At 52.3% G+C, this 19,121-nt stretch carries 22 protein-coding genes; 4 read left to right on the top strand and 18 right to left on the bottom strand.

Annotated features, from left to right (window positions below; all coding sequences use genetic code 11):
• Positions 1 to 26: 26 nt before the first annotated feature.
• The 3 genes from ACPXSQ_RS08275 to ACPXSQ_RS08265 form a co-directional block, all read right to left on the bottom strand.
• A complete protein-coding gene (locus ACPXSQ_RS08275) occupies positions 27 to 1,247 on the bottom strand; it encodes a glycosyl transferase (protein WP_014593955.1) in 1,221 nt (406 codons plus the stop codon).
• Positions 1,248 to 1,287: 40 nt separating this feature from the next.
• The gene (locus ACPXSQ_RS08270) at positions 1,288 to 2,076 is read right to left on the bottom strand and encodes a mannosyl-3-phosphoglycerate phosphatase-related protein (RefSeq protein WP_064352462.1); all 789 of its coding nucleotides are present in this window, start codon (positions 2,074 to 2,076) and stop codon (positions 1,288 to 1,290) included.
• A gap of 353 nt (positions 2,077 to 2,429) precedes the next feature.
• Entirely contained in the window at positions 2,430 to 2,654 is a 225-nt protein-coding gene (locus ACPXSQ_RS08265; RefSeq protein ID WP_064352463.1) for a DUF2525 domain-containing protein, read from the bottom strand.
• Positions 2,655 to 2,963: 309 nt separating this feature from the next.
• On the opposite strand from ACPXSQ_RS08265, the gene ACPXSQ_RS08260 reads away from it, so the two are divergent.
• On the top strand, positions 2,964 to 3,122 hold the full coding sequence (locus tag ACPXSQ_RS08260; protein WP_014605562.1) for a YqaE/Pmp3 family membrane protein: 159 nt from the start codon (positions 2,964 to 2,966) through the stop codon (positions 3,120 to 3,122).
• Between the two features lie 62 nt (positions 3,123 to 3,184).
• Positions 3,185 to 3,379, top strand: a complete 195-nt coding sequence (gene dsrB / locus ACPXSQ_RS08255; RefSeq protein WP_064352464.1) for a protein DsrB — start codon at positions 3,185 to 3,187, stop codon at positions 3,377 to 3,379.
• 130 nt (positions 3,380 to 3,509) lie between these two features.
• Here the strand turns inward: dsrB and ACPXSQ_RS08250 are convergent, their stop codons facing one another.
• The 15 genes from ACPXSQ_RS08250 to fliF all read right to left on the bottom strand — a co-directional run bounded on the left by ACPXSQ_RS08250 (position 3,510) and on the right by fliF (position 17,360).
• On the bottom strand, positions 3,510 to 5,216 hold the full coding sequence (locus tag ACPXSQ_RS08250; RefSeq protein WP_013026188.1) for a methyl-accepting chemotaxis protein: 1,707 nt from the start codon (positions 5,214 to 5,216) through the stop codon (positions 3,510 to 3,512).
• Between the two features lie 139 nt (positions 5,217 to 5,355).
• On the bottom strand, positions 5,356 to 5,991 hold the full coding sequence (gene rcsA, locus ACPXSQ_RS08245; protein ID WP_014593952.1) for a transcriptional regulator RcsA: 636 nt from the start codon (positions 5,989 to 5,991) through the stop codon (positions 5,356 to 5,358).
• Between the two features lie 628 nt (positions 5,992 to 6,619).
• Entirely contained in the window at positions 6,620 to 7,405 is a 786-nt protein-coding gene (gene fliR, locus ACPXSQ_RS08240; protein WP_014593951.1) for a flagellar biosynthetic protein FliR, read from the bottom strand.
• Positions 7,405 to 7,674: a flagellar biosynthesis protein FliQ gene (gene fliQ, locus ACPXSQ_RS08235; protein WP_014605563.1), complete on the bottom strand. Its 270-nt coding sequence runs from the start codon at positions 7,672 to 7,674 to the stop codon at positions 7,405 to 7,407. Before fliQ ends, fliR begins: the two co-directional genes overlap by 1 nt.
• Positions 7,675 to 7,699: 25 nt before the next feature.
• Complete coding sequence (gene fliP / locus ACPXSQ_RS08230) at positions 7,700 to 8,431, bottom strand: flagellar type III secretion system pore protein FliP (RefSeq protein WP_033765984.1); 732 nt, start codon at positions 8,429 to 8,431, stop codon at positions 7,700 to 7,702.
• A complete protein-coding gene (fliO, locus tag ACPXSQ_RS08225; RefSeq protein ID WP_014593949.1) occupies positions 8,431 to 8,829 on the bottom strand; it encodes a flagellar biosynthetic protein FliO in 399 nt (132 codons plus the stop codon). The genes fliP and fliO overlap by 1 nt, the downstream gene beginning before the upstream one ends.
• Position 8,830: 1 nt before the next feature.
• A complete protein-coding gene (fliN, locus tag ACPXSQ_RS08220; protein ID WP_013026182.1) occupies positions 8,831 to 9,244 on the bottom strand; it encodes a flagellar motor switch protein FliN in 414 nt (137 codons plus the stop codon).
• Entirely contained in the window at positions 9,237 to 10,244 is a 1,008-nt protein-coding gene (gene fliM, locus ACPXSQ_RS08215) for a flagellar motor switch protein FliM (RefSeq protein ID WP_013026181.1), read from the bottom strand. The genes fliN and fliM overlap by 8 nt, the downstream gene beginning before the upstream one ends.
• 4 nt (positions 10,245 to 10,248) lie before the next feature.
• Positions 10,249 to 10,734 (bottom strand): flagellar basal body-associated protein FliL, encoded by a 486-nt coding sequence (gene fliL / locus ACPXSQ_RS08210; RefSeq protein ID WP_013026180.1) that lies wholly within the window; start codon positions 10,732 to 10,734, stop codon positions 10,249 to 10,251.
• Between the two features lie 129 nt (positions 10,735 to 10,863).
• Complete coding sequence (locus ACPXSQ_RS08205; RefSeq protein ID WP_426143372.1) at positions 10,864 to 12,132, bottom strand: flagellar hook-length control protein FliK; 1,269 nt, start codon at positions 12,130 to 12,132, stop codon at positions 10,864 to 10,866.
• The gene (gene fliJ / locus ACPXSQ_RS08200) at positions 12,129 to 12,572 is read right to left on the bottom strand and encodes a flagellar export protein FliJ (protein ID WP_013026178.1); all 444 of its coding nucleotides are present in this window, start codon (positions 12,570 to 12,572) and stop codon (positions 12,129 to 12,131) included. The genes ACPXSQ_RS08205 and fliJ overlap by 4 nt, the downstream gene beginning before the upstream one ends.
• A 28-nt stretch (positions 12,573 to 12,600) precedes the next feature.
• The gene (gene fliI, locus ACPXSQ_RS08195) at positions 12,601 to 13,962 is read right to left on the bottom strand and encodes a flagellar protein export ATPase FliI (RefSeq protein ID WP_014593947.1); all 1,362 of its coding nucleotides are present in this window, start codon (positions 13,960 to 13,962) and stop codon (positions 12,601 to 12,603) included.
• A complete protein-coding gene (fliH, locus tag ACPXSQ_RS08190) occupies positions 13,962 to 14,660 on the bottom strand; it encodes a flagellar assembly protein FliH (protein ID WP_014593946.1) in 699 nt (232 codons plus the stop codon). The genes fliI and fliH overlap by 1 nt, the downstream gene beginning before the upstream one ends.
• Positions 14,653 to 15,645 (bottom strand): flagellar motor switch protein FliG, encoded by a 993-nt coding sequence (fliG, locus tag ACPXSQ_RS08185; protein ID WP_013026175.1) that lies wholly within the window; start codon positions 15,643 to 15,645, stop codon positions 14,653 to 14,655. The genes fliH and fliG overlap by 8 nt, the downstream gene beginning before the upstream one ends.
• Positions 15,642 to 17,360 carry a flagellar basal-body MS-ring/collar protein FliF gene (gene fliF, locus ACPXSQ_RS08180; RefSeq protein WP_014593944.1) on the bottom strand — a complete coding sequence of 573 codons (1,719 nt, stop codon included), beginning with the start codon at positions 17,358 to 17,360 and terminating at the stop codon, positions 15,642 to 15,644. The genes fliG and fliF overlap by 4 nt, the downstream gene beginning before the upstream one ends.
• A gap of 234 nt (positions 17,361 to 17,594) precedes the next feature.
• On the opposite strand from fliF, the gene fliE reads away from it, so the two are divergent.
• Together fliE and ACPXSQ_RS08170 are read left to right on the top strand one after the other, a co-directional pair.
• The gene (fliE, locus tag ACPXSQ_RS08175) at positions 17,595 to 17,906 is read left to right on the top strand and encodes a flagellar hook-basal body complex protein FliE (protein ID WP_013026173.1); all 312 of its coding nucleotides are present in this window, start codon (positions 17,595 to 17,597) and stop codon (positions 17,904 to 17,906) included.
• Positions 17,907 to 18,870: 964 nt separating this feature from the next.
• A complete protein-coding gene (locus tag ACPXSQ_RS08170; protein ID WP_019106601.1) occupies positions 18,871 to 19,038 on the top strand; it encodes a hypothetical protein in 168 nt (55 codons plus the stop codon).
• Positions 19,039 to 19,121: the final 83 nt, after the last annotated feature.

The raw sequence follows: 19,121 nt of genomic DNA, 5'->3' as shown, positions 1-19,121 counted from the left end.
TCCTCACTGGCGCGATGCCTGCAGCGTTAGACGTTGCCGTCGTTGTCCTCTTCTACCGCTTTATAAATACGCTGCAGGATATCCGGAAAAGCCGACTGAACCCGACTCCAGCTGGGAATAAACGGCTTGTCGTTCGGGCGCTCGATAAAGGACTGACCGGCATCCAGAATCGACTGGGTGAACATTTCGACGGCCGCTTCTTCAACATGCTGGTCGAATTTCAGGCCGTTCATTGCCGCCTCATGGTTATAGATTTCCATCATATCCAGCGCATTACGGTAATAGGTCGCTTTCAATACCCGGAATGAGTCACTGGTCAGCGGCACGCCCATGGTTGCCAGCTTACGCAGCAGCGACTGGACAATATCGTTGCTCATGCGCTTAAGGCCACCGGTGCCATCATCTTCTGCCAGCGGCTGATGCTTGTGATCATAGTGATCTGCAATCTCCACCTGACACGACTGGCGCGTGGTGTAGTTACGGTAAATTTCAGAGAGCACGCCAATTTCCAGTCCCCAGTCGCCGGGGATTTTAATGCCGTTGAGCACGTGCGTGCGCATCGCAAACTCGCCCGAGAGCGGGTAACGGAAGCTGGACAGGTAATCGAGGTATTCGGAGTGGCCATAGACTTTTTGTAACGAGCGCAGCAGCGGGCCTACCAGCAGGCGGCCCACGCGGCCATTGAGTTTACCGTCAGCGACGCGTGCGTAAAACCCTTTGCAGAATTCATACTGAAAAGCGGGGTTAGCCAGCGGATAAAGCAAGCGTGCCAGCATGCCGCGTTCGTAGGTAACAATATCGCAGTCGTGCAGTGCAACACAGCTGGTGCGATCCGAGGCCAGCGTATAACCGGTACAAAACCACACGTTGCGTCCTTTGCCCGGATGGGTGGGCGACAACCCCTCTTTATCCAGTTCCGCGTCAATGGCTTTGAGTCTGGGGCCGTCATTCCACAGGATGCGGTGCCGTTGCGGCAGTCGGGAAAAAAACTCGCGGGCATGCAGAAACTGGTCACGGTCAGCCCGATCTAACCCGATAACGATTTCATCCAGATAGGGGACCTTAGCCAGTTCATCAACAATTTTTGTCAACGCCGGACCTTCCAGCTCGGAAAAGAGGGAAGGCAGGATCAATCCCATTTTGCGCTTACGGGCAAAACGCACCATTTCTTTTTCCAGCGACTCAACGCTGCGGTGCGTAAGATTATGAAAGTTGGTAATTACGCCATTCTGAAAGAAATCACTCATTGCATCATCCTTATGGTTTTGCGAGAGGAACAACAGCCTTTCATGGCTGAGTCAAAAAATGGTCCAGCCCTTCACGCCAGCCTTCAGGGCCGTGATGTGTCGTGCGGAATACGTTGGCATCCTCCGCGCGCTGTAAGGTCACCGGTGTTTTACTGAAGCCTTTGATCACCACGGCATAGTCAACTGCATCCAGCATCGGGGCATCGTTCGGGCCATCGCCCAGGCCAAGGGTGGTAACGCCTTCCCGGTCGGTGTGAGACAGTAGCCAGCGCAAGGCTTCTCCTTTGCCGCTTCTGGCAGGCATGACATGCCAGAAGCGGCCGCCCTGTGTCAGGGAAAGATGATAGTCGGCCAGCGCCGTGCGAAAGCGGCCAAAGGCCTCATCGGTATCCCGCCAGACAATCACCTCTGAGGCATCACGCTGACGGGCGAGGGCGGCATCCGCTTCACTCAGGCCGGTCATGGCGGAAACATCGACATCGCTGAAGTCATGGAAGCCGGTAAAGCGAAACTGCTGTTGTAACGCTGCCAGCACCCGGCAGATTGCGGCATAGTTCATCTTGTCGTCCGGAATGCGCACGCTTTTACTGTCGTTGAGGTACAGCACGGCGCCGTTTTCAGCAATAAAGGCGGTGCCGGCAATACCGAGCTTACGCTGCAGTGGCAGAATCTCAGCGGCTGTTTTGCTGGAGCAAATAATTAAGGGAACGGCGTGCGCGTTGAGTGTATCAAGCCAGTCTGCTGCGGCATCCCAGTTATAGTCGTGGTGGTCAAGCAGCGATCCATCGAGGTCGGTCACTATCATTAGCGATTCATTCAGATTCGGCATCCTGATCTCCTTCACTCCAGTTCGACATTAGTTTTAGTGTAGTTGAGTCTACAGCAGGCTTAGCATTGCGCACCGTAACCCCTATAACCAGGAGGATTCCTAAAACCCGAAGGATAAAATCGGCGATGCCGTCATTTCGTGCAGCGAATATCGCTGAAATAACAAGGCTCAGGGTGAAAGTGGCCAGTTTGAGATAGGGCGAAATGAGTGAAACGCGCACGGGAAAGGCTTGTTTTGGCGAACGGGAAGCGTACTCTGAACGAGCAATATGAATTCCCTGGTGTAACGAATTGACTGCTTACCTGGCTCGCGCCGGGTATTTTTTTGCGCCGAATTCAGTGCGGCTGCGCTGCCTATCGGTTTATCTCTGTATAACGACAATCATGAATATCCATTTCACACTGCTCCGCAGGTTCACGGCACAGCCCTGGCCGAGAGGCATCCGCCCCCGTCACTGACTGCGAGTGTGGGGAAAAGTAGTCCTGCAGTTCACCGGTGCTACCGGGTTCAATAGCCTGCAGCAGGGCGTCCATTTCTTTATCCCGCTCATGCTTTTCGGCTGGGTGGGGAAGCGACATCGCAAACCTCCATCGGCTGGATTGGGTAATAAATATACAATTTAGCGGAAAATGAGAGGGCGGGACAGAAAAAAAAAGCCCGCGCTGCGCGGGCAAATGATCCTTGTTACTTTGGGTGTGTTGTATTTCCTGGGGAGGAAAGCAACGAAAAAAAGTTTACCTGTTGTTCCTGTTAAACGTCTCGCAGTGAAGTGTCAGGAAACTGAAAATGCGTATTACTCAGATTTACCTGACTTTCTCAGTAATCTGCTAAAAAGGGACTATATTTGATAACAAAACGGTTTTTTATCAATACCTAAAGGAATGGTTATGGACTTACTTCGAATTCTAATCGCAATCTTACTCCCCCCGCTTGGTGTTTTTATGCAGGTAGGTTTTGGGGGAGCATTCTGGCTTAACATCCTGCTGACCCTGTGTGGATACATTCCAGGCATCATTCACGCCGTGTGGGTCATCGCGCGTCGCTAACGCCTGCATTACCCAGGCTCTTCGATTAAACTGTTAACAGGAATGTATCGGGAGAGTGGTAAATGAAGGTAGACGATCGCGTCAGTGTGAAAACGGATGGTGGGCCCCGTCGTACAGGCACCATCCTGGCTGTTGAGCCATTTAGTGAAGGCACCATGTTTCTGGTGGCCCTGGAAGATTACCCGCAGGGCATCTGGTTCTTTAACGAGAGCGGTCATCAGGACGGTGTGTTTGTCGAGGCTTATCCTGCCGACTGACCTTCATATTTAACTGCCAGACCATCACAAAATCGCCCTCTGGCCTGTTTGGCTCAGAGGGCGAGTGTTATTGACAGCGCCGTCAGGCAATGCGCTTCAGCGACGTCGCTGGCTCACCGGTCTGCTTTGGCTAAAACGTTTCCCAGTTCTCATTGCCGCTTGTGGCGGCAGCGGGGCGCAAGACAGGCGCAGGCGCCTTAGGTGCGCTATCGGACTGATGAACAGGTTTTGCTGCTGGCGTATCCTGCAAACGGAAAGCCGCAACCGCCTTGGTCAACTTACCAGCCTGATCTTCCAGAGAGGCAGCCGCAGCCGAGGCTTCCTCAACCAGTGAGGCGTTTTGCTGCGTCACGTTATCCATCTCTGTAACGGCCTGGCTGACCTGCTGGATACCGCGGCTTTGTTCGTCGGACGCGGCGGCAATTTCCGACATGATATCGGTCACGCGACGCACGGCCTCAACAATTTCGCTCATGGTCGTCCCGGCTTCACCTACCTGATGTGAACCGCTGCTGACTAACTTCACTGATTCAGCAATCAGCGATTCAATTTCTTTTGCCGCCTGCGCACTGCGCTGAGCCAGGTTACGGACTTCGCTGGCGACCACGGCAAAACCGCGGCCCTGTTCGCCCGCGCGGGCAGCCTCGACGGCGGCATTCAGCGCCAGAATGTTCGTCTGGAAGGCAATACTGTTGATCACGTTAGTGATCTCAGCAATTTTCTTCGAACTACCGGAAATATCGTTCATGGTTTTCACCACGCCGCTTACCATATCGCCGCCGCTGCGCGCCTTGCCGGACGCATCTGCTGCCAGTTGGCTGGCGTGATGGGCGTTATCCGCGTTCTGTTTCACCGTCGCGGTGAGCTGTTCCATGCTGGCCGCCGTCTGCTCAAGCGCGGCTGCCTGTTGCTCGGTACGCGATGACAGGTCGGTGTTACCCGCAGAAATCTCACTTGATCCCTGGTAAATGGCGATAGCCCCTTCGCGGACGGTACCTACCGTTTTGATTAGCGACTGCTGCATACGTTGCAGGTTGTCGAGCAACAGACCTATTTCGTTACGGCCGTGCGGGACAGTGGGTGCCGTTAAATCCCCTTGAGCAATACGTTCTATGTGCGCCACTGAATTGCGCAGTGGGTTAATGACGACACGACGTAAAAACACAAAGGTGAGCAGCACCAGCACAAGAGCGGCAACAAACGCGGAGCCCATTGCGATAAATCCAATCCGTGACTGCTCTGCCGCCTGATCGTTGATCTGAGCGGAGCGAACATCACGAAGCTTAATCGCCTCCATCAGAACGGCTTTATAGGCGTTGTCCAGTTTGCGTGTCGTATCGGTTTCCTGAGCAATAATGCTTTCGAAGCTGCCCTGTTTACCCGATTCGATCATCGGCATCAAACCCTTCGTCACATACTCTTTGAAACGCGCCTGTAACTGCTCATCCAGCTTGATGCCTTCTGGTGTTTTGCTTTTACGATTCAGATAGATTTTAAGGCCGGCTTCAGCCTGCTTGATACGATCGGCCGTAGCCGCAAGATTGGCGTTGAATTCATCCATCTCACCGATACGCGCGGCGGCGCCTGCCTGAATGATATTCAAACGGGCAGAGCGCATGTGCGATGAGCTGTCGATAAGCCCGTTTCTAACCTGGATCTCATCGGTAGCATCTTTAAGAGACTGATTACTGAGAATAAGAAAGTAGCTTGAGATAGCAATACAGAGTGCGAACAGAAACAATATCCCGCCGAATATTAAACTAAACAGAGGAACGAGGCGGATGTTTTGCCAAAGACTAAGTTTGGAATGCCCTTCATTAACCAGCGTTGTGTTCATTTCCTTGCTCTCTTAGGAGGTTATTCTGTTGAACAAAACATCGGCAAAAGAAGAGAAAGGTTTACACCCGAAAGTGAGATCTGGATCGCTAATCCATAAAAAAACCGGCCTTTTGGGCCAGTTCTTAGAGGGGAGGAGGTTACCTTACGTTGACATAGATACCGGACGTCACGTTATCGGTTAAACGCACCACATGATAGATCACTTGCTTGTTATGCGTTTTAATTTTTCGCTTTATATTGCCTTTATGCGAAGAAACGGTTTTCGCTTTGATTTGCATTTTATCTGATATCTGGATGGTATCATGGCCTGACATCCACATTTTCAGCATATTTGACTCTGTCTGGCTTAGCGTAAGAGGGTGGACATCAAGACCCGAAGAAATACGCGGCGACATATTGAGTTTTTTCTGCAAATAAGTACTTAACAATGAATCCAGCGTCGAAGGCTTAATTGCTTTGGATGTAATAATCAAATTTTTCCGAACATACAAATATTCTTCAAAATGAATATTACTAATGGCCATAAAAATAAAAAACAATGTTTCGGGATGCTGGTTAATAACGCTGCGAATGCGCTCGCTGGAGTCGGTTTCATGAATGAAACAGTCTTCGTTAATAAAGACGACGCCAGGTTTTAACTGCTCACATCTTTGCTGTAATTGCTCAATGTCAGATACAGAAGTAATATTTTTCTTCTTAACTCCCTTAGAAGACATATAATCTGATAATCCCAGGCGTGTGTAGTTGCAGGAATCCATAATAATCGTTGGCATGTTAGCGACCCTCACCAATTTGTTATCCGTTTAAATCAACGATGAATTACGCGTTGCGGTACGAGAAGATTTCCAAAGCGCTTTTTTTTATTCTGCTGATGCAGCGTGGCAATGGGCAATAGCCCATAAAAGTCCTCTTCCCTGACCCGGTCTGCAAAAAATTTGTGTTGCTCTGACCTCACACCTGACCTGATATCAACATGATAAGTCGATACAAAGTCGGACTGAGCGAAATGCAGTTTTTTGGGAGCGCTGTCACTATCGCTGAAAACCCAGAGTTTTCTGATAGGACAAATCTTAAAAACATTTATTTCACGAAAGTGTGAAGTCGGTTAGCGAGTTGACAATGCCGGAAAAAACATTTTCTGACAAGAAAAATCACATAAAAATTTTTCTTTAGTAATTTCAACGCATTGCCGATTTTGTCACCAAAACAATCTTGTTGATGACTCGGTTAACCGCCTGACTAAAATACGCGAAGCGCGGTTTAATAAGAATAATTTTAAGACTTTCCGCACGTTTATCAGAATATCCTTAGTTGATTTCTGGGAAATGTGGTTTGAAAAATGTGCGGATAGTTATGCGTTTCTTAAGTATCAAATCAGGATAATAGTTAGATACTTAATGTTCAGACAGGGGACAGTTCTGTCAGGAACTGGGCCAGAAGATCGAATATTTCGCCGAACAGGTGCTCGCAGAAGGGGGCAAGGAGAGGCATCAGCAGGCTGATGGTCAGAATGCCTACTGATAAGGTAATCGGGAAGCCGATCGCGAAGATTGATAACTGTGGTGAAAGACGGTTTAACAAACCCAGGACCATATTTATCGTGAGTAGCAAAACGATCAACGGCAGCGCTAACATCATGCCATTAAGGAAAATCATGCTGCCGGATTTCACCAAAGCCATAAAGGCATTTGCCTGAAGAGGCTCGCCGCCGATAGGCAACGTATGAAAACTGTCCGACAGCAGGGAAATAAGCCACAGGTGACCGTTGAAAGTCAAAAATAAAAGCATCGCCAGCATGTCGAGAAAGCGCGCAAGAACGGGCATATTCAGTCGACTGGCGGGATCGAAAAAGGTGGCGAAAGACAGACCCATCTGCAATCCAATCAGTTCACCGGCGGTACGAACCGCGGCAAAGGCGAACTGCATGGTAAAACCAATGGCAATCCCAATCAGCATCTGCTGAATCAGCAGCATAAAGCCGGCAGGTGAAAACAGCGTCACGTTCACCGGGGGTAAATTTGGGATCAGTATCCAGGTGATCATGGCGGCAAGACCAATCTTCACGCGTTTACTCACCGCTTTTTCACTCAGTACCGGCGCGGTAGCAAGCAGTGCCAGAATACGCACCAGTGGCCAGAAAAACTGACTGACCCAGTGTACGAGTTGGCTACTGTCGAGAGTGATCATCAGCCGATGATATAAGGCAGATTAGAAAAGACGGTGCGGATGTAATCCAACAGCACGTTCAGCATCCAGGGGCCGGCAATGATACCCGTGGTGGCCACTGCAATAATTTTTGGAATGAAAGACAGCGTTTGTTCGTTAATCTGGGTCGCTGCTTGCAGCAAACTCACCAGTAAACCGCTGACCAGCGCGGCCAGAAGCATAGGGGCAGCCAGCAGCAGGGCAACGCGCATGGCTTCCTGTCCCATTACCATTACCGATTCAGGTGTCATGAATTTCTCCTGTGCAATAGAGAGGTCAGGAATAGAAACTTTGCGCCAGCGAGCCAACCAGCAATTGCCAGCCGTCCACCAGAACAAACAACATTAATTTGAACGGCAGCGCAATTGTTGCCGGGGGAACCATCATCATCCCGAGTGCCATTAACACGCTGGCAACCACCAGGTCGATAATTAAAAAAGGAATAAATACGGTAAAGCCAATCTGGAATGCGGTTTTTAATTCACTGGTCACGTAAGCCGGCAACAGAATACGCATAGGTACGGCTTCCGGACCCGCAATCGGCGCTGTATTTGCCAGGCGGGCAAATAACGCTAAGTCAGCCTCACGGGTTTGCCGCAGCATAAACTCCCGCAGCGGCTGTGCGCCTTTATCGATCGCCACATCCATGCTGATTTTATCCTGGCTAAATGGCAGGTAGGCATCCTGATAAATTTTATCGAAGGTCGGTGCCATAATAAAAAACGTTAAAAATAAGGTCAGGCCAAGTAATACCTGGTTAGGCGGCGCGGAAGGCGTGCCCAGCGCATTACGTAGCAGGCCGAAAACAATAATGATGCGGGTAAAGCTGGTCATCATTAACAGAATGGCTGGCAGGAATGTTAACGAAGTAATAAAGACCAGCGTTTGTACCGGCAGTGACCAGCTTTGGCCACCGTTAGCTAATGGCTGACTAACCAGGCCCGGCAACTGGGCATGGGCAACCGGTGCCAGCAACAGCAGCGGCAGAAGAGGGAGCAGTCGACGCATCATGGATTTTTTCCGGGACGTTTAACCAGATTTTGTAATAGCTGACGAAAATCCTGCGGCGCAGCTTTTACCGGTGCGGTTTCATCAGGTGCACCTGGCGGCAACGTATGCAGGTGAGTAATTTGTTGAGCTGTCACGCCCAGCACCAAACGCGCATCCGGCGTATCAACAATCACAACGCGTTCGCGCTGGCCGACCTGCACACTGGCCGTGAGTGTCAGCTCACGGCTGCCCACTTTCTTAGGGGCAAAACCCATGCGGCGTGCCAGCCAGGCACATGCCAGAATCAACAGAATAATGACGACCAATACGCCACTGACCTGGGTCAATACTGAACCTGCCGAAATGGGCGGTGCCTGAGGTGTGGCAGGTTGCAGCGTATGATTCTGGTTATTCATCTTAACGGCTCAGACGACGCATACGCTCTGACGGCGTAATGATATCGGTGATGCGAACGCCATATTTATCGTTGACCACGACGACTTCACCCTGTGCGATCAAATAACCGTTGATCAGGATGTCCAGCGGTTCACCCGCCAGCCCATCCAGGGAAACCACGGAGCCCTGCGTCAGACGCAGCAGTTCTTTAATGGTCATTTTGGTGCGGCCAAGCTCGACGGTGAGCTTCACCGGGATATCCATAATCAGGTCGATATCCTGCAACGAACCTGACGCATTACTCGTTTCAAAGCTTTTAAAAACGTCATCACTCTGTGAGGCAGTCGTAGCGGAGCCAACCTGCTCATTCATTGCTTCAGCCCACAGATCGTCCGCAGAGATAGTATCATCGGACGGTTTCTTGCTGTCAGTCATGGGGCTGTTCCTCGTTAAGCGAATTCAAAATCGGGTTAATCAAATGTTCAACACGCAGGGCATACTGGCCGTTAAGCGTGCCATACTGACTGGTTAAAACGGGCACACCGTCCACATGGGCAATAATGCGCTCTGGCTTTTCAATCGGCAGGACATCACCGGGTTTCAGCTGTAAAACGCGCGACAGGCGCAGCGACGTTTCGGCGAAATGGGCAATCAGTTCCAGCTCAGAGTGCTGAACCTGCTTCACCAGATTGTCGCGCCAGTGTGTATCTTCTGACCGCGAGTTTTCCAGCGGTGGATTCACCAGCATTTCACGCAGCGGTTCAATCATCGAAAACGGAATACAGATGTTGAACTCACCCACAAGGTTACCGATTTCAACCTGGAAAGGCGTATTCACAACAATATCGTTAGGTGATGTGGTGATGTTGGTGAATTTCACCTGCATTTCCGAACGCACATACTCCACATCCAACGGATAAATGGCTTTCCACGCATCGCTGTATCCGTCAAGCGCCAGCTTCAGCATGCGGCGAATGACACGTTGCTCGGTATGGGTAAACTCCCGTCCTTCAACTTTAGTCGGAAAGCGGCCATCACCGCCAAAAAGGTTATCGACCGCAATAAACACCAGGCTTGGCGAAAACACGACTAATGCCGTACCGCGCAGGGGCTTCAGGTGGATCAGGTTCAGGTTGGTTGGCACCGGCAGATTGCGTGCAAACTCATGGTAAGGCTGAATCTTGATCGCGCCTACGCTGATATCCGGGCTACGACGCAGCAGGTTAAACAGCGCCATACGGAAACTACGGGCAAAACGCTCGTTAATAATTTCCAGCGCCTGCAGACGCTCGCGCACCACGCGACGCTGGGTATTCGGATCATAAGGGCGAATATCGCCCTCAGGTCCGTTTTGTTTCTTTTCTTCTTCCGCGCTGCCGCTGTCGCCGTTAAGTAGCGCGTCAATTTCAGCCTGGGAGAGAATGCTGTCGCCCATTGATTCACCTCAAAATGAAGGCAGTAAACAGTACGTCGTCTACGACCTGCGGAGGTTGACCTTTTACCAGTGGTGGTGCCAGCGCCTGTTTGATTTGATCAACAAGCGCTTGCTTTCCTTGCTCCGTCGCCAGTGCAGCTGCGTTCTGACGAGACAGCAGCAGTAACAGACGACTGCGAACCTCAGGCAGGTAGTCACTCATCCGACGACGCGTTTCTTCATCCGGCAGACGTAGCGTAAAGCCTACGTACAGTACGCGGTCTGGGTCGTTGTCGGGATTGACCAGGTTAACCGTAAATGTATCAAGTGCAAAAAAGACCGGGGCGGGAGGCGGTTCAACTTTCGCGACCTCCGGCTTATCACCCTCATGTTTATTCATCATTCGCCAGACTGCATAGCCTGCCACGCTGCAAGCGGCCAGCGCGACAATCAGTAACACTGGTATTAAAAGTTTTCGTTTGCGGCCTTTGGCTTTCGCGTTATCAGACATTTTTGCAGTAACTTCCTGTGAATTATGGGCAAGCCTCTCGGCTTGCCTGAACAGATTATCGCGTGTCTTAAGTCAAACAATGGCAAGAAAAGACACGGGTTTTACGCTTACCTTCAGCGTTTGTCGCTGTCAGGCAAATGTGTCGACTGCGCCTTTGCCGGTTAACCGGGCCTGAAGAGACTGCGGTACGGCAATGGGTGTAATGTCGCTATCACTGTCCTGGGTGAGGGAGAAGCTGCCGTGCTGTCCTTCGCGACGCGCCTCCTGTTGCTGCTGGAAGCTCTGTCCCTGCGAGAAACTCTCACTGCTTACCTGACTCTCACCCAGGTTAATCCCGCTTTCCGCCAGGGCATGACGCAACTGGGGAAGCGCAGCTTCCAGCGCGGCCCTGACATGGCTATGGCTGGAAACCATATTTAACTGTGCCTGATCGTTATTCAGTTTCAGGCTGATCTGAATCGCTCCCAGGTCTTCAGGATGCAATCGCAGTTCTGCATTCTGCTGGCCATTACGGCTGAACATTACAATTTGCTGCCCCAGTGCCTGCTGCCATTCGTTGCTGCCCAGGTGGGCATTCAGCGTCGGCGTTGACGGTGAGTTCATCGTCGCTGAGGCGCCAGATGACTGCAGCAAGCTACTGGTACTGCTCACCGGCGCGCTGAGAATGGCCTGGTTATCGCTGGCTGCCGCTAACGGACGATCGTCCTGCTTACTGACGCTGCTCAGTATCTGCTGAAAACTGCCGTCGGTGGTCAGAGCCGCAGGCGTCACCGCGGTGTTATGACTTGTCGCGGCGGTTGGGCCGGTCACGCTCTGGCTAACCAGACTGGCTTTATTGGCCAGGTTGCCGTCCTGCACCTTCGTGTTTTGGCTCTCTTTGCCATCACCTGTTAGTGCCGTAGTGACCGCCTGCGTCAGCGCTGACAGTGCTGAACGGGGCGCATCCCCTTGCAAATCCGCACCACGGTTCGCTGCGTTGTCTTTCACCGCCTGCTGCAGTCCCGTCGCGGGTAGCATGGCAAAGAGCGCCTGTATATTCTGCATGTCGCTATTGTTAAGGACGGTGGCTGTCAGCTCATCTTTATCATCGGCTGATTTTGTGCCGGCTTTAATCTTTTCCGGTGTAAACAACGCACTAAGCGCAGTCGGCGTTTCCAGCGAAGAGAGTAATGCATTCAACGAGGTGGCCGTTTTATGCTCCGTCTCTGTCGTGACATTTTTATCTGTAGCCGCAGGGTTTTTACCGTGCAGCTTCGCCAGGGAAAGCAGCTGATTTCCCAGGGCGGTGATAAAGTCCTGTGGCAGCGTCTCACCACTGCCTGGCAGGTCTGTGGTGCCTGCTGTGTCAGCAGTGCCGATGGCTTTCGTCGTCAACGCGGTGTTTGGCAGCGTAATCATTCGCCTTTCCTCAGTGCGGCCCGTTGGGCAAATTCATCCATCCGTTTCTGGTCGAGACGGTTTTCTTGTCGTAATGCATTTTCCTCTGCCCGGGTGATCAGAGTTTGATAGGCGTTCAGGCGCTGCTGTTTCTCACGCCAGTTGACCAGCGCCTGTTCCAGCCGTTGGTTCCATTGCTGTAGCTGACTGCGGTGTTGCTCAATCGCCTTCTCCAGCGTCTGGATAAACTGGTGATAGTTGGTCCAGCGATTGCTGGCAATTCCGCTGGACATGTCACTGTTCAGCTTATTGCGGTACTCGTCCTGGTAATCGAGCAACATGGAGAGCTGCTCGTTAGCCGCCTGCTGACCCCGGCGCATATCGCCCAACAACACGGCGGCGCGCTCCAGGTCCTGCTCCGCTAAATCGCGAAGCGTGTCAATAGCATTGGCTGTTTTCATTACGATGTCCTCGTATCAAACGCGCTGACTAGCCAAACAAGGCGTGCAAATGCAGGCAGGCGTCGTCGTACTCACTGCGTTCAAAAATGCCTTGTTGCAGGAAGGCTTCCATCTGCGGGTAAAGCTGAATAGCTTTGTCCAGCATGGGATCGCTGCCTGCGGCATAGGCGCCGACGCTGACCAGGTCACGGTTGCGCTGAAAACTTGAAAGCAACTGCTTGAACTGGCGTACGCGTGCATAGTGATTTTCATCAATCAGTGATGTCATGGCACGACTGATTGACGCTTCAATATCAATAGCCGGATAGTGTCCGGCCTCCGCGAGGCGACGTGACAACACGATGTGTCCGTCGAGGATTGCGCGGGCAGAGTCTGCAATCGGATCCTGCTGGTCGTCGCCTTCGGTCAGAACGGTATAAAAAGCCGTAATGGAGCCGCCGCCATCGATACCGTTACCGGCGCGCTCAACCAGGGCCGGGAGCTTAGCGAAAACAGACGGTGGATAACCTTTAGTGGCCGGTGGCTCACCGATTGCCAGGGCAATCTCACGCTGGGCCATGGCGTAACGCGTCAGGGAGTCCATGATTAACAGGACGTGCTTACCGCGATCGCGGAAGTCTTCTGCAATACGTGTGGCATAGGCTGCGCCCTGAAGACGCAACAGCGGGGAGACATCGGCCGGCGCCGCAATCACCACGGAACGGGCACGGCCTTCCGCGCCTAAAATGTTTTCAATAAAGTCTTTAACTTCACGACCACGCTCACCGATTAACCCGACAACGATCACATCGGCCTGGGTGTAACGCGCCATCATGCCGAGCAGCACGCTTTTACCCACGCCTGAACCAGCAAACAGGCCCATACGTTGACCACGGCCAACGGTGAGCAGGGCGTTGATAGCCCGAACGCCCGTATCCAGGACATCAGTGATGGGCGTGCGCTGTAAGGGGTTAAACGGCGGAGTATTTAGCGCCGCACGGTAGCCAGTTTCCGGTGACGGTAAGCCATCGAGCGGCCGTCCGCTGCCGTCAAGGACACGGCCCAGCAGCTGCGGACCGAGTAAAAGCTGCTTTCCGGCCTGCGGGTTTTCACCGGTAGCCCGGGCATAAACGCGCGCCCCCGGCAGAATGCCGTCCACTTCTTCCAGCGGCATCATCAGCAGTTTCTGACCGTTGAAACCGACGACTTCACTTTCGATTTCGCTGATGCTCTTACCGTCGTTGCGCTCAATCACACAGGTTGAACCCAGGGGCAGCTGCAGGCCGGTCGCCTCCAGTACCAGGCCGGTGGCACGGGTCAAACGCCCATAACGACGAATCGGTTGTACCTGAGAAATACGACTCTCAAAGGCATCAAGCGAGCCAAGCCAGCGGTTCAGACGTGTGGTCATTAAAATTCTCCCGGCGCCGCCAGGCGACACAGTTCCTGCCAGCGAGTGGCGACGCTGGCGTCGAGATCGCCATCTTCGGCGCTGAGCTTGCAGCCGCCAGGGTGCAACGTGTTATCTGCCAGTAAACGCCAGCCGTGAAGATCGAGCGTCGGACCTAAGGTTTGTTCGATTCTCAGCAGATCGTCCGGATGAACGCGCAGTTGAGGTTTACCGCTAAACATCGGCTCCTGCTGAAGCAGGCCCTGGATCTGCCGAAGCAGGGCGCTGCCATCCACCGTTGTTGCCTGCCCAATGACTGAGCGTGCGGCTTCCAGCGCCAGCTGCATCAGACGGGCGGCGATCACGCTGTCCAAAGATTCCAGCGTGTTCTGGAATTCGGTGACCAACTGCTGCATGCGTGCCTGTAAAGGCGCCTGCTGCTGCTGTGCATCGGCCAGACCTTGCTGAAAGCCCGCGTCGTAACCGGCCTTCTGGCCTTCAGCAAACCCCTGCAGATGACCTTCGCTATAGCCTTGCCCGTGCGCCTCTTTACGCAACTGCTGCTGCATATGTTCAAACTGCTGCTGTTGCTCATCTTCTTCAGATTCAAAGATGGTAACCTCAGCTGGCTCTGCTGACATGGCAACGGGCTCTTCTGGACGCCCCAGCTCAACCGGCTGCCACAGCTGCCATGGACGGGCAGAAAATGCATCAGACATAGGTTTCCTCGCCACCACCGATTACCATCTCGCCGGACTCTGCCAGGCGACGAACCACCAGCAGGATCGCTTTCTGTTCGTTCTCGACCGCAGACATACGCACCGGGCCACGGTTGGCAAGATCGTCGCGCAGAATATCTGCTGCACGTGCCGACATGTTTTTGAGGAACTTCTCGCGCAGAGGCTGCTCTGCACCTTTCAGGGCGATCAGCAACTGCTCGGACTCCACTTCCTGCAACAGACGCTGGATACTGCGATCGTCCACTTCCACCAGATTTTCGAACAGGAACATCTCGTCGATGATTTTCTGTGCCAGCTCGCCGTCGAAGTCGCGAACCGCTTCGATGACCGCTTCTTCCTGCTGCGTTTTCATCAGGTTGATGATTTCTGCCGCCGTTCTTACGCCGCCCATCTTCGCGCGCTTGAGGTTGGTGCCGTCGAGCAGGCTGTTCAGCACTTCGGTCAGCTCTGCCAGTGCGGCAGGCTGTACGCCACCAAAGGTCGCAATACGCAGCATGACGTCATGACGCAGGCGTTCATCAAACAGCGCCAGGATATCTGCAGCCTGACCGCGTTTGAGGTGTACCAGAATGGTCGCGATAATCTGGGGATGCTCGTCGCGAATAAGGTCGGCAGCCGCCTGCGGCTCCATGAAGTTGAGCGTTTCCATCCCGCTGGTGGTATCACGGGTTTCAAGGATATCTTCCAGCAGGCTTGAAGCACGTTCTTCACCCAGCGCACGGGTCAACACGGAGCGCAGGTAGTCGTTGGAGTTCAGGCTCAGCGCCGCGAACTGCTCGGCATCGGCTTCGAACTCTCGCAGCACTTCAGTCAGCTGCTTATGGGATACCTGACGCATGCTGGCCATTGCCGAGCTCAGATGCTGCACTTCGCGTTGGTTCAGATGCTTAAACACTTCCGCCGCGCGTTCTTCGCCAATGGTCATCATCAGAATGGCGCTTTTTTCAGTACCGGTCAGACTCATAGTTCGTTACCCATCCATTCACGAATAACCAGCGCCACGACGCGCGGATCGTTTTCAGACATGTCGCGGATACGCTGGCTCATGACTTCAGCGCTCATGCGGTTATTAGTTTTGCGTTCCTGCTCCATCTCATCTTTGCTGAGCTGGACGCTGTAAGCTTCCTGATCGTTTTGCTGTGCAGCACGGGCAGCCATCGCTTCTGCAGCCGCTTTCTCAGCTTCTTTCTTACGCAGTACGTGTGGACGAACCGTTTTGCGGTACAGGATGAAGGCAACCAGTGCCACCAGCAGCCACTTACCTGCACTTATCAGCTGGTCAAAGAAGGACTGCTGTTGCCAGAAGGGCAGTTCGCTGACAGTAGGTTCGGTGGTATTGAACTGCGAGTTCACCACGTTGACGCTGTCACCACGTTGTTGTGAATAGCCCATGGCTTCACGCGTCAGGTCTTCAATCTGCTTCAACTGCTGCTCGTTAAGTGCAAGCGCTTTGCCTTTATCATCTTCGCGATAGTTCACCACCACGGCGACGGACAGACGCTGCACATCTCCCACATTCATTTTGGTATGGCGAATGGTGCGATCCAGCTCATAGTTCACCGTGTCATCGCGGCGAGAGTTGGTTGGCACGCTGCTGGCCGAGGCGGTACTGGTACGCTGTCCATTCGCGGCATTATTCTGGCCATTCGCATTCTGCCCGTTGGCCGCGTTGGTGTTCGGCGCATTGACCGGCGCAGTATTCGCGGGCGCTGGCTGATTAGACAGCGCGCCAGGCACGCCGCCAGGATAAGGGCTGCCAGACTGCTCGCTGGTGCTTGTCTGCTGTGAGCGGATTGACGCATTTTTGGGGTCGCCATTTGGCTGATACTTCTCGTCTGTCTGCTCGCTGGTATCAAAGTTAATCTGCGCGGTAACCTGTGCATGCACGTTGCCCTGGCCCAGAATCGGATTCAGGATAGCTTCAATGCGTTGCTGATAACGGGCTTCCACTTCGGCAGCATATTTAAGTTGTGCGTCATTCAGGTCACGACCCACCGCATCAGAACGCGTTAACAGATGACCGCTCTGATCCACGACGGTGACGTTGCCCGGAGGTAAACCCGCCACGCTGCTGGAAACCATGTGGGTAATCGCCTGAATCTGACCTTCGTCCAGTGCGCGACCCGGTTGCAGCGTTAAGGTTACGGACGCAGAAGGGGCCTTTTGCTCACGCACAAACAGGGTCGGTTTAGGCATGGCCAGATGCACGCGCGCGGTTTTAACCGGCCCCAGTGATTCGATGGTACGTGCCAGCTCGCCTTCGAGTGCGCGCTGGTAGTTAACCTGCTCACTGAACTGGCTGATACCGAACTTCTCTTTATCCAGCAGCTCAAAGCCGACGTTGCCACCCTTAGGCAGGCCCTGTTCAGCCAGACGCAGACGCAGTTCATGCACTTTGTCTTCAGGGACCATCAATGCGCCACCGTTATCGGCAAAACGATAAGGTACATTCATCTGCGTCAACTGCGTGACAATGGCGCCGCCATCCTCGTTTGAGAGATTGCTGAACAGCACGCTGTAGTTAGGTGTCTTGGCCCAGAGGACCAATGCAAACACCACTGCAATAGCAGCGGCGGCGGCGACGATTAAAGGTATGCGTGGATTAGCACGCAGGCGAGCGAGAAGGTCACCGAAGCCTTTCTTGTCTTGATCTTGTGTGGCGGCTGCACTCGCATTCATGACCGATTCCTGCCTGACGTAATTGACCGGGTTAGTTGTGATGGCAAAACAGACTCCCTGACCTGCATAAATAAAATTTCCACTTCAATGCCTGGCATTATTTGATGAAACGCAAAATTCGATGGGTGAATAAGCCACGGTTTTTAGCGCCATTTAGGGGCTTTGTCTTATTGACAATGTGTTAACTTCTCCGCACATCAAAAATCTTCATCTCTTTTCAGTGAGGTAACAGCCATGTCAGTGCAGGCAATCGAGGGTGTTTTACAGCAGTTACAAATGACGTCGCTCCAGGCCAACAACAAGAGTAACGACGTCACCAGCCATATCGACTTCGGTGCGACCATGAAGGCCGCGCTGGATAAAATCAGCGAAACGCAGACTTCTGCACGCACCCAGGCGCAGGATTTCGAAATGGGTAAGCCCGGGATCGCGCTGAATGATGTTATGGTCGATCTGCAGAAATCATCCATCTCAATGCAGATGGGGATTCAGGTCAGGAACAAGCTGGTTTCGGCTTATACCGACATCATGAATATGCAGGTGTAGTCACGTCACTGACGGGGGAATATCAGGTTCGTGCAAGGTGGACTTCGGGTTGTGGTAGAGCCAGGGCAGAGTGCGTGTCTGTGATAGGGCATCCAGCGCTGCTTTTTCTTATCCTTATTCCTTATCCACGCCGTCATACACCTGATAACCCCTCAGTGAAGGAGTTTGCCGCGGCTGACTGGCGAACAAATTCAAAAGTGTAAATCGATAAAAACAGACTGACCGACCCCTATACTGGCCACTAAGCCGGTTAACTCACGTCTGACAACCCGCCAAACGTACGCCTTAAAATTTATTGCCTCCGTAAGAGATAACCTTTATTTACATCACCCGTGTTATCGCAAAAAAAGAATTTTTATCCTGACTGGAATTAACGCGCCTGAGTGAAAATAATTATCCTTCACAGGGTTTTGTTTAATTTTCATTTAAGTTACAAGCTATTTTTCAAGAGTGTTTCCGCGGTGTCTCGAACAGCAATATAAGGTTTGCTTCAGTTTCAATCCGATGGCATCGCTGAGAACAGAAAGATATTTTTCGATAATAAATAAGAAGGGTCGCGGCGGTACGAATGAAAGATGGGCTTGGTTTATTTAAACTCCTTTCGATAAAAACGCCGTGTTAATGTGGGTGGCGCTATAGAGGTAAAGCTGTGAACATGTTGCCTCATCCCGCTGTGAAGGCAGCTCTGGCAGGGCGTGAGCAGTAAGCCAGGCACGGCCTGTCAGCATAAAGTGAGAATGAGCAGGTTTATAAGAAATAATATCTGATTAAAAGATTTAACTTTTTAAAAAAAGTGCTCCGCGTTAATGTAATATCCTTGTTCACCCATCCTTTGGTTAAAATGAAATACTTGATTCAAACTCTGCTCGCTAACTCAAATAGCGGGGGGCAGATTAAATATGAGATTTATTCTGACGTTCAAGGCTCTGACTCTTTAAGCAAGATCCCTGAAGGCACATGCAGGGTGATTTCATATAAGCTGGTCAAGGGCTCTATTCAGTTACTGGATGACGATCTGGATTTGCAGGCGTTATTTGATGCTAACCGACCGGCGCAGGGCGTGTTTTATCCAGATGGCCCTCACCGGGTTAATCTTGAAATGCTGGTGGACTACCTTCATAAACAATCCTGAGTGACGGCGAGCCGTATTTACTTAAAAAGGCGTGATGGCATGCTAACGGGATGCAAACACATCGTTGCGCTTTTTTTTGGCTT

Source organism: Pantoea sp. EEL5 (assembly GCF_049892805.1).
Taxonomy (GTDB): Bacteria; Pseudomonadota; Gammaproteobacteria; order Enterobacterales; family Enterobacteriaceae; genus Pantoea; species Pantoea ananatis.
This window is presented reverse-complemented; position numbering and strand designations above follow the sequence as displayed.